This is a genomic window from Mesorhizobium sp. M4A.F.Ca.ET.090.04.2.1 (genome assembly GCF_003999085.1).
Taxonomy (GTDB): domain Bacteria; phylum Pseudomonadota; class Alphaproteobacteria; order Rhizobiales; family Rhizobiaceae; genus Mesorhizobium.
Window position 1 is genome coordinate 1 of the sequence record NZ_RZOT01000272.1, and the last position, 7,854, is coordinate 7,854.

The following is a 7,854-nucleotide window of genomic DNA, read 5'->3' on the forward strand; positions in this document are numbered from 1 at the left end:
GGCTATTAGTGCCGCAAGGAAGTGTCGATACCGTTACGATATCCGCGAAGATACCGAGATTTTGCCGCGTCAGCCCGTCACGCGCTTCATCAGCGCCATGGCGCCGAACGGTGCGCGCACCTTGCCCTCGGTGATGAAATAGGCGAACACGTCGCGCGGCTTGACCGGCGCGTCGGTCTTGGCATCGGCGCGCGGCAGGTCTGCCGGCTGCTTGCCTTCCGCCCAGGTTTTTACGCGCGCCGCCCACTCATCCAACGCCTTCGGCGTGTAGCAGTCGGGATTGTCGTCGCTGCCGGTCTGCAGCCGCGCATAGACGAAATCGCCGGTGACGTCGGCAATCCGAGGATATTTGGCGTGGTCGGCATAGACGATCGCCGCCTTGTACTTGCGGGCCAGCGCCGCGAATTCCGGCATGATGAAACTGTCGTGCCGGACTTCCAGCGCGTGGCGCAGTGCGACGCCGTCCTGCTTCTCGGGGAGCAGCTTCAAGAAGGCTTCGAAATCGTCCGCATCGAACTTCTTCGTCGGCGCGAACTGCCACAGGATCGGGCCGAGCTTGTCGCCGAGCGCGGCAACGCCGGAGCCGAGGAAACGCATCATCGACTCGCCGGCTTCGCCCAGCACACGACGGTTGGTGACGAAGCGGTTGCCCTTCAGCGAATAGACGAAACCGTCAGGCGCCTCGTTCGCCCATTTGACGAAGGTCGGCTCCTTGAAGCTGGAATAGAAGGTGCCGTTGACCTCGATGCTCGGCACCTGCCGGCTGGCGTATTGGAGTTGCTTGGCCTTGGACAGCTTGTCAGGATAGAAAGACGTGTCCCACGGCTCGAACGTCCAGCCGCCCATGCCCGAGCGGATCGTTCCTTGGCTGGCCATTGTCATCCTCCCAGTTTCAAAAAGGCTATCAGGCGGCTTGGTCGACCGGCTTGACCATGTCGACCACAATCCATCCTGGCCGGTAGGGGTGGGCCCGGCGACCCGTTTCCCGGAAACCATAGGCCGTATAGAGCGCGATGTTCCGCGCCATCCGCGAATTGGTGTAGAGCCGCACCTCCGGCAGACCCCATGACTGTGTCTGCTCGTCAGCGAAGTCGAGCAGCGCGATGCCCAACTTCTTGCCTTGAAACGCAGGCGACACGGCCACGCTGAAGATCATGACATGGTCGGCATGGCGCTCGAGCACGATCAGCCCGGCAAGCTCAGCGCCGCCCTCCAGCAGCCAGACCTCGCCGCGCTCGATGCGTGGCGCATAGTCTTCCGTGACCGGCATAGGCGGCGCGCCGAGCAGAGCGGTGTAGGGCGCATAGGCGGCGGTGGTTAGCGCGACGACGGCGGGGAGATCCGCCGCAAGCGCCTCTCTGAATGTCATTCAAACGCTCTCCAGGCACTGACGATTTGCGCACTCACTCCGCCGCTTCGCGCTTGCCTCCAGGGCGCCGCTCCAGCAGTTCTTTGAGGAACTGGCCGGTGTAGCTGCGCTTCTCGCGCACGATCGCTTCCGGTGTGCCGGAGGCGACCAGTTCGCCGCCGCCGTCGCCGCCTTCGGGGCCGAGGTCGAGCACCCAATCGGCGGTCTTGATGACCTCGAGATTGTGCTCGATGACCACCACCGTGTTGCCCTGGTCGACCAGCTCGTGCAGCACTTCCAAGAGCTTGGCGACGTCGTGGAAGTGCAGGCCGGTGGTCGGCTCGTCGAGGATGTAGAGCGTTTTGCCGGTCGCCTTGCGCGACAGTTCCTTGGCGAGTTTTATCCGCTGCGCCTCGCCGCCGGACAGCGTCGTCGCCTGCTGGCCGATATGGATGTAGCCGAGGCCGACCTGCTTCAGCGTCTCCAGCTTGTCGCGCACGCCGGGAACGGCAGCGAAGAAGTCGACGCCTTCCTCGACCGTCATGTCGAGCACGTCGGCGATCGACTTGCCCTTGAACAGCACGTCGAGCGTCTCGCGGTTGTAGCGCTTGCCGTGGCAAACGTCGCAGGTGACGTAGACGTCGGGCAGGAAGTGCATCTCGATCTTGATGACGCCGTCGCCCTGGCAGGCCTCGCAGCGGCCGCCCTTGACGTTGAACGAGAAGCGGCCCGGCTGATAGCCGCGCGCCTTGGCTTCCGGCAGACCCGCGAACCAGTCGCGGATCGGCGTGAAGGCGCCGGTATAGGTGGCGGGGTTGCTGCGCGGCGTCCGTCCAATAGGCGACTGGTCGATGTCGATGACCTTGTCGAGGAACTCCAGCCCCTCGATGCGGTCATGCTCGGCCGGATGTTCACGCGAGCCCATAATGCGGCGCGAGGCCGCCTTGAACAGCGTCTCGATCAGGAAGGTCGACTTGCCGCCGCCCGACACGCCGGTGACCGCGGTGAACGTGCCGAGCGGGATTTCCGCCGTGACGTTCTTCAAATTGTTGCCGCGCGCGCCGACGACCTTGATGCGCCGGTTCTTCTTCGCTTCGCGGCGCATGGCAGGCGTCGCCACTTCGAGTTCGCCGGACAAATATTTGCCGGTGATCGAGGCCGGCGTCGCCATGATCTGCTGCGGCGAGCCCTGCGCGATGATCTCGCCGCCATGGATGCCGGCGGCCGGGCCGATATCGACGACATAGTCGGCATGCAGGATGGCGTCCTCATCATGCTCGACGACGATCACCGTGTTGCCGATGTCGCGCAGGTGCTTCAGCGTGTCGAGCAGGCGTGCATTGTCGCGCTGGTGGAGGCCGATCGACGGCTCGTCCAGCACATAGAGGACGCCGGTGAGGCCCGAGCCGATCTGCGACGCGAGCCGGATGCGCTGGCTCTCGCCGCCCGACAGCGTGCCGGAATTGCGCGAAAGCGTCAGATAGTCGAGGCCGACATCGTTGAGAAAGCGCAGCCGCTCGCGGATCTCCTTCAGCACGCGCACCGCAATCTCGTTCTGCTTGTCGTTGAGCTGCGCCGGCAATTCGGTGAACCATTGGTCGGCCTTGCGGATCGACTGCTCGGTCACTTCGCCGATGTGTTTTCCCGCGATCTTCACCGCCAGCGCCTCCGGCTTCAGCCGGTAGCCGCTGCAGGAGGGGCAGGGGGTCGCCGACATGAAGCGCTCGATCTCCTCGCGCATCCAGGCGGATTCGGTCTCCTTCCAGCGCCGGTCGAGATTGGGGATGACGCCCTCGAAGGTCTTGGTCGTCTTGTAGGAGCGCAGACCGTCATCGTACTGGAAGGTGATCTCGCGCTCGCCGGTGCCGTGCAGGATCGCCTCCTGCGCTTCGGCGGAAAGATCCTTGAACTTGTCGCCGAGCTTGAAGCCATAGGCCTTGCCCAGCGCTTCCAGCGTCTGCGCGTAATAGGGCGAGGTCGACTTCGCCCACGGGCTGACGGCGCCGTCGCGCAGCGAAAGGTTCTCGTCGGGCACCACCAAATTGGCGTCGATGGCGCGCTGGCTGCCGAGGCCGTCGCAGGTCGGGCAGGCGCCGAACGGATTGTTGAAGGAGAACAGCCTGGGCTCGATCTCCGGAATGGTGAAGCCCGAAACCGGGCAGGCGAATTTCTCCGAGAACAGGATGCGCTCATGCGTCTCGTTCTTCGACTTGTTGACCGAATCCTCACCAGTCAGGCTGGCGTCGAGCGGCCTGTCGGCGAATTCGGCGACGGCCAGGCCCTCGGCGAGCTTAAGCGCCGTCTCAATGGAATCGGCAAGTCGCGTCGCCAGGTCGCCGTGCACGACAATGCGGTCGACAACCACGTCGATGTCGTGCTTGTACTTCTTGTCCAGCGCCGGCACATCGGCGATCTCGTAGAAGACGCCGTCGACCTTGACGCGCTGGAACCCCTTCTTCTGCAGCTCCAGCAGTTCCTTGCGGTACTCGCCCTTGCGGCCCCGCACGATCGGCGCCAGCAGAAACAGGCGCGTGCCTTCCTCCAGCGCCAGCACGCGGTCGACCATCTGTGAGACCGTCTGGCTCTCGATCGGCAGGCCGGTGGCCGGCGAATAGGGAATGCCGACGCGCGCGAACAGAAGCCGCATATAGTCGTAGATCTCGGTGACGGTGCCGACCGTCGAGCGCGGATTCTTCGACGTCGTTTTCTGCTCGATGGAGATGGCGGGGGAGAGCCCGTCGATCTGGTCGACATCCGGCTTTTGCATCATCTCGAGGAACTGGCGGGCATAAGCCGACAGGCTCTCGACATAGCGGCGCTGGCCTTCGGCATAGATGGTGTCGAAGGCGAGCGACGACTTGCCGGAACCTGACAGGCCGGTCATGACGATCAGGCTGTCGCGCGGCAGATCGAGATCGACGTTCTTGAGATTGTGTTCGCGCGCCCCGCGAATGGAAAGGTATTTATGGTCGGCCATCGCCGGTCGCCGCCTCAGGTCTGGAATTTGCTGGAGTGGCGGGGTTCCCCGGCCATCCCCTATGTAGGTTGTTTTCCCGCCACGTCGAGAGACGCCACAACACTCGACAGAAGCGTTTAACCGTCTTTCGCGCGGGCGGGCAAGCGGAAAGAACAAAGGCCGAACACGCTCCTGACAAAGCGGTGTGGAAATCCCGCCCCGACCTGACCTAGACGTAACCTCCCGGTGATCACATTTTCCGTTAATCGGCTTTTCAACGGTTGACGTCTCCGACTCACGGGAGCAGTGTCCGGGGGTCAACGGAGCCGGCCGTCTTTCGATGGCCTCGCCACCCAAAGGTGGCCTGCGAGACGCCGCAGGCTTTGCGATTTGCGCTTCGGACGACAATTGTCGCAACGGACCCAGGAGCGGAGCATGACGCCACCGGACAGTCCCTTGAGGCTCCACACGATGATGGAGCCGCGGCGGGCATAAGTGCCAGGGCTTGGCGTGAGCGCTGCCCGACAAACCGTGACTTGCCGATTCCCAACAATCAGAGACCATAGTCGGATCGTCGGCTGAACGCCGCGGAGCATCCGAAATCAAACGCCGGCAGAACACTCCCGGCAAAAGTTGGATTTCAGATCCATGAAAGCCCCGTCAGACTGTAGAAGCAGCGGCGGGGCTTAAATTTGCGCCAGCGATGGCACTCGGTGCCGATGGCGCACCCGTCCTACGTCAACGTCGACCGATACATGGCGCGATTGGTGGGCCGTGAGTTCAATCCATCTCAATCCCATGCGTACACCCATCTTCCAGCTCGATGCCTTCGCTCACCGGCGATTTGCCGGCAATCCCGCCGCGGTCATGCCGATGGGCAGCTTCCCGGACGACGCGGTGATGCAGGCCATAGCCGCCGAAAACAATCTGGCGGAGACCGCGTTTCTCGTTCGCGAGGGGAGCGACTATCGGCTTCGATGGTTCACGCCCGTCACGGAAGTGCCGCTTTGTGGACACGCGACGCTTGCGAGCGCGGCGGTCGTGATGGAGCGGCTCGAGCCGGGTCGTCAGTCGGTCGTGTTTCATTCGAAGAGCGGGCCGCTCGTGGTTACGCGTGTGAATGCGGGCTACGTGTTGAACTTTCCGGCGCGCCCGTCGGAGAAAGCCGCGGCGGTCCCGCCGGGGTTCGCGCATGCCCTCGGCGTCGAACCTGTTGAAGTCTGGGTGAACGCGTTCAACTACATGGCGGTGCTCGACAGCGCGAGCACTGTGCGCTCACTTACGCCAGACATGGCGGCGATTGCTCGTCTGGACCGACCCGGTGTCATCGTGACGGCAGCAGGTGATGAAGCGTACGACTGCGTCAGCCGGTACTTCGCTCCAGCGAAAGGAGTTCCTGAGGATCCGGTGACCGGCGCCGCGCACTGCATGCTGGTGCCCTATTGGGCTCCGCGCCTCGGCAAGACAGAGTTGCGTGCGTATCAGGCATCGAAGCGAGGCGGGGAGATCACGTGCCGCGCGGTTGGCGAGCGTGTCGAGCTCGAAGGGCAGTGCGTGTTTTATCTCGAAGGCGAAGCGGAGATCTGATTTCAGCGGCTGGCGGCGCTCGCATTCCACGACGCGGCGGCAGCGCCGACGTTCAAAGCACCTTAATGGCTCGGCGGCCTGATCCCACCCGTCGCCATGTCGATGGTTATGCTGCCGGAAATCCTGACATCGGTATCGCCGATCTTGAACTGGCCGTTGCCGCTGGCCGGCAGCGCGTCCTCGGGCTCGGGCTGCGGGGCGGGCTTGGCGATGCGATAGTCGCTGCTCACGCCGGGCAGAGCAGCCTTCTGTGTCGAACTGTCATCGGCGAAGGCGGCGCCCGCCAACATGCTCGCGGTCGCGAGGGCGACGATGCGCAGGAGTCTGGACGAACGCTTGCTGGTCATCGCCGGACTATATTGGCGGCGCAGAAGCGATGCCAGACCGCACGCGATCACTTTGCCGCGTGCCGGCCTCATGCCGCCTTCTTGCGGGTGTCGTAGACATGGTCGACAAGACCCCAGGCCTTGGCCTCCTCGGCGGTCATGAAATAGTCGCGGTCGAGCGTGCGCTCGACCTCCTCGTAGGTGCGGCCGCAATGATGAGCATAGAGCTCGGTCATGCGCCGCTTGGTGCGCATGATGCCTTCGGCGTGACGTTGGATATCGGACGCCTGGCCCTGGAAGCCGCCGAGCGGCTGGTGCAGCACAATGCTGGCGTTGGGCAGTGCGATGCGCCGGCCAGGCGTACCGGCCATCAGCAGGAAGGACGCCATCGAGGCGGCAAAGCCCATGCACACGGTCGACACCGGGCAGGAGATGTACTGCATGGTGTCATAGATGGCGAAACCGCTGGTCACCACGCCGCCCGGCGAGTTGATGTAGAGCGATATCTCCTTGTCGGGATGGTCGGATTCCAGCGACAGAAGCTGGGCGCAGACCAGCGCCGACACACCGTCGTTGATCTCTCCGTTGATGAAGATGATGCGTTCGCGCAGCAGCCGCGAGAAGATGTCGAAGGCGCGTTCGCCGCGGCTCGAGTGTTCGATCACCATCGGCACCAGATTGGCAAGACCGCTCATTTCGTCTCTCCCTTGGTTCCTTGCTCAGGCCGCGCGCCGCAACTGCGGCGCATTCGCCGCGATCGCCCGTTTCGTGCCGCCCGCGCCAAAGGCGTGCCGGCAACCGGCACCGGCCATGGCGACGGCGGGCATGCGCGCAAAGCCCTCATGGACGATGCGCAGGTGCGTGCCGCCGGAAACCGTCGGGTCGAGCGTGAAGGTGACGATGCTGTCCAATCGGCCGTCGAGCGGCACTTGCCGTCCGCCATTGCCTTTGCTTGGCCGCTCGCGCCAGGAATAGCGCAGCAGCCTGCCGGGCTCGGCTTCGAGGATTTCGCACTCGATCGGCGCCTCTGGCCCGTCAAAGGCGAAACGGCTGCCCACTTCGGGAGTGATGTCGTTCGGCATCATCCAGGCCGCCAGCAATTCCGCTTCGGTCAGCGCGCGCCAGACTTTTTCAGGCGGATCGGTAAGCTCGCATTCGAAGTTGAGCGACGCATCGGCAGGAGGACGTTCGGTTGCCGTCATTGGTCCATTCCCTTCAAAACTGTCTTCAGTTTCTCGATGCGTTCCGGCCAGAACGCGCGGTAGCGCTCGATCCAACCGAGCAGCGGCTCGAGCCCTTCCGGCGCTGCGCGGTAATAGGCATTGCGGCCGGCGCGCCGCTCGACCACCAGGCCTGCGCCGCGCAGCACCGCCAGATGCTGCGACACCGCCGGCTGCGACACCGTCATGCCGATGCGCAGCTCCGACACGGTCATCTCGCTGGCGACCAGCCGCTCGTAGACGGCGCGCCGTGTCGGGTCGGCCAGCGCGCGGAAAATCTCTGCCTCGATCATGGCAGAAGCATAAGTCGATACTTATTGATTTGGCAAGCGCTGTTTACGAACCTTGCGGAAGCCAGCGCCTCACCAGCCCGGCCGCTCCATCGAAGGTGGCCTCGAAGATCGGCGACGCCAACAC

Annotated in this window: 8 protein-coding genes; 1 reads left to right on the forward strand and 7 read right to left on the reverse strand. The window is 63.9% G+C overall.

What is annotated here, in order from left to right; all coding sequences use genetic code 11:
- Positions 1 to 69: 69 nt before the first annotated feature.
- From EN781_RS19235 to uvrA, 3 genes are read right to left on the reverse strand one after another with little or no spacing between them, the layout of a single operon-like run.
- Positions 70 to 876 carry a DUF72 domain-containing protein gene (locus EN781_RS19235; protein ID WP_126054756.1) on the reverse strand — a complete coding sequence of 269 codons (807 nt, stop codon included), beginning with the start codon at positions 874 to 876 and terminating at the stop codon, positions 70 to 72.
- Positions 877 to 904: 28 nt separating this feature from the next.
- The gene (locus tag EN781_RS19240; protein ID WP_126054755.1) at positions 905 to 1,369 is read right to left on the reverse strand and encodes a GNAT family N-acetyltransferase; all 465 of its coding nucleotides are present in this window, start codon (positions 1,367 to 1,369) and stop codon (positions 905 to 907) included.
- Positions 1,370 to 1,403: 34 nt separating this feature from the next.
- Complete coding sequence (gene uvrA / locus EN781_RS19245; protein WP_126054754.1) at positions 1,404 to 4,325, reverse strand: excinuclease ABC subunit UvrA; 2,922 nt, start codon at positions 4,323 to 4,325, stop codon at positions 1,404 to 1,406.
- A gap of 777 nt (positions 4,326 to 5,102) precedes the next feature.
- On the opposite strand from uvrA, the gene EN781_RS19250 reads away from it, so the two are divergent.
- Positions 5,103 to 5,891, forward strand: a complete 789-nt coding sequence (locus tag EN781_RS19250; RefSeq protein ID WP_126054753.1) for a PhzF family phenazine biosynthesis protein — start codon at positions 5,103 to 5,105, stop codon at positions 5,889 to 5,891.
- A 62-nt stretch (positions 5,892 to 5,953) separates the two neighbouring features.
- On the opposite strand, the gene EN781_RS19255 is transcribed toward EN781_RS19250, so the two are convergent.
- From EN781_RS19255 to EN781_RS19270, 4 genes are all read right to left on the reverse strand, one after another.
- A complete protein-coding gene (locus EN781_RS19255) occupies positions 5,954 to 6,238 on the reverse strand; it encodes a hypothetical protein (protein ID WP_126059081.1) in 285 nt (94 codons plus the stop codon).
- Between the two features lie 68 nt (positions 6,239 to 6,306).
- A complete protein-coding gene (locus EN781_RS19260; protein WP_126054752.1) occupies positions 6,307 to 6,912 on the reverse strand; it encodes an ATP-dependent Clp protease proteolytic subunit in 606 nt (201 codons plus the stop codon).
- A 24-nt stretch (positions 6,913 to 6,936) separates the two neighbouring features.
- Complete coding sequence (locus tag EN781_RS19265; RefSeq protein WP_126054751.1) at positions 6,937 to 7,419, reverse strand: SRPBCC domain-containing protein; 483 nt, start codon at positions 7,417 to 7,419, stop codon at positions 6,937 to 6,939.
- Positions 7,416 to 7,730 (reverse strand): metalloregulator ArsR/SmtB family transcription factor, encoded by a 315-nt coding sequence (locus EN781_RS19270; RefSeq protein ID WP_126054750.1) that lies wholly within the window; start codon positions 7,728 to 7,730, stop codon positions 7,416 to 7,418. Before EN781_RS19270 ends, EN781_RS19265 begins: the two co-directional genes overlap by 4 nt.
- Positions 7,731 to 7,854: the final 124 nt, after the last annotated feature.

Coding starts and splice junctions, on each gene's coding strand:
- EN781_RS19235 (WP_126054756.1), bottom strand. CDS start 876: ATGGCCAGCCAAGGAACGATCCGCTCGGGCATGGGCGGCTGGACGTTC.
- EN781_RS19240 (WP_126054755.1), bottom strand. CDS start 1,369: ATGACATTCAGAGAGGCGCTTGCGGCGGATCTCCCCGCCGTCGTCGCG.
- uvrA (WP_126054754.1), bottom strand. CDS start 4,325: ATGGCCGACCATAAATACCTTTCCATTCGCGGGGCGCGCGAACACAAT.
- EN781_RS19250 (WP_126054753.1), top strand. CDS start 5,103: ATGCGTACACCCATCTTCCAGCTCGATGCCTTCGCTCACCGGCGATTT.
- EN781_RS19255 (WP_126059081.1), bottom strand. CDS start 6,238: ATGACCAGCAAGCGTTCGTCCAGACTCCTGCGCATCGTCGCCCTCGCG.
- EN781_RS19260 (WP_126054752.1), bottom strand. CDS start 6,912: ATGAGCGGTCTTGCCAATCTGGTGCCGATGGTGATCGAACACTCGAGC.
- EN781_RS19265 (WP_126054751.1), bottom strand. CDS start 7,419: ATGACGGCAACCGAACGTCCTCCTGCCGATGCGTCGCTCAACTTCGAA.
- EN781_RS19270 (WP_126054750.1), bottom strand. CDS start 7,730: ATGATCGAGGCAGAGATTTTCCGCGCGCTGGCCGACCCGACACGGCGC.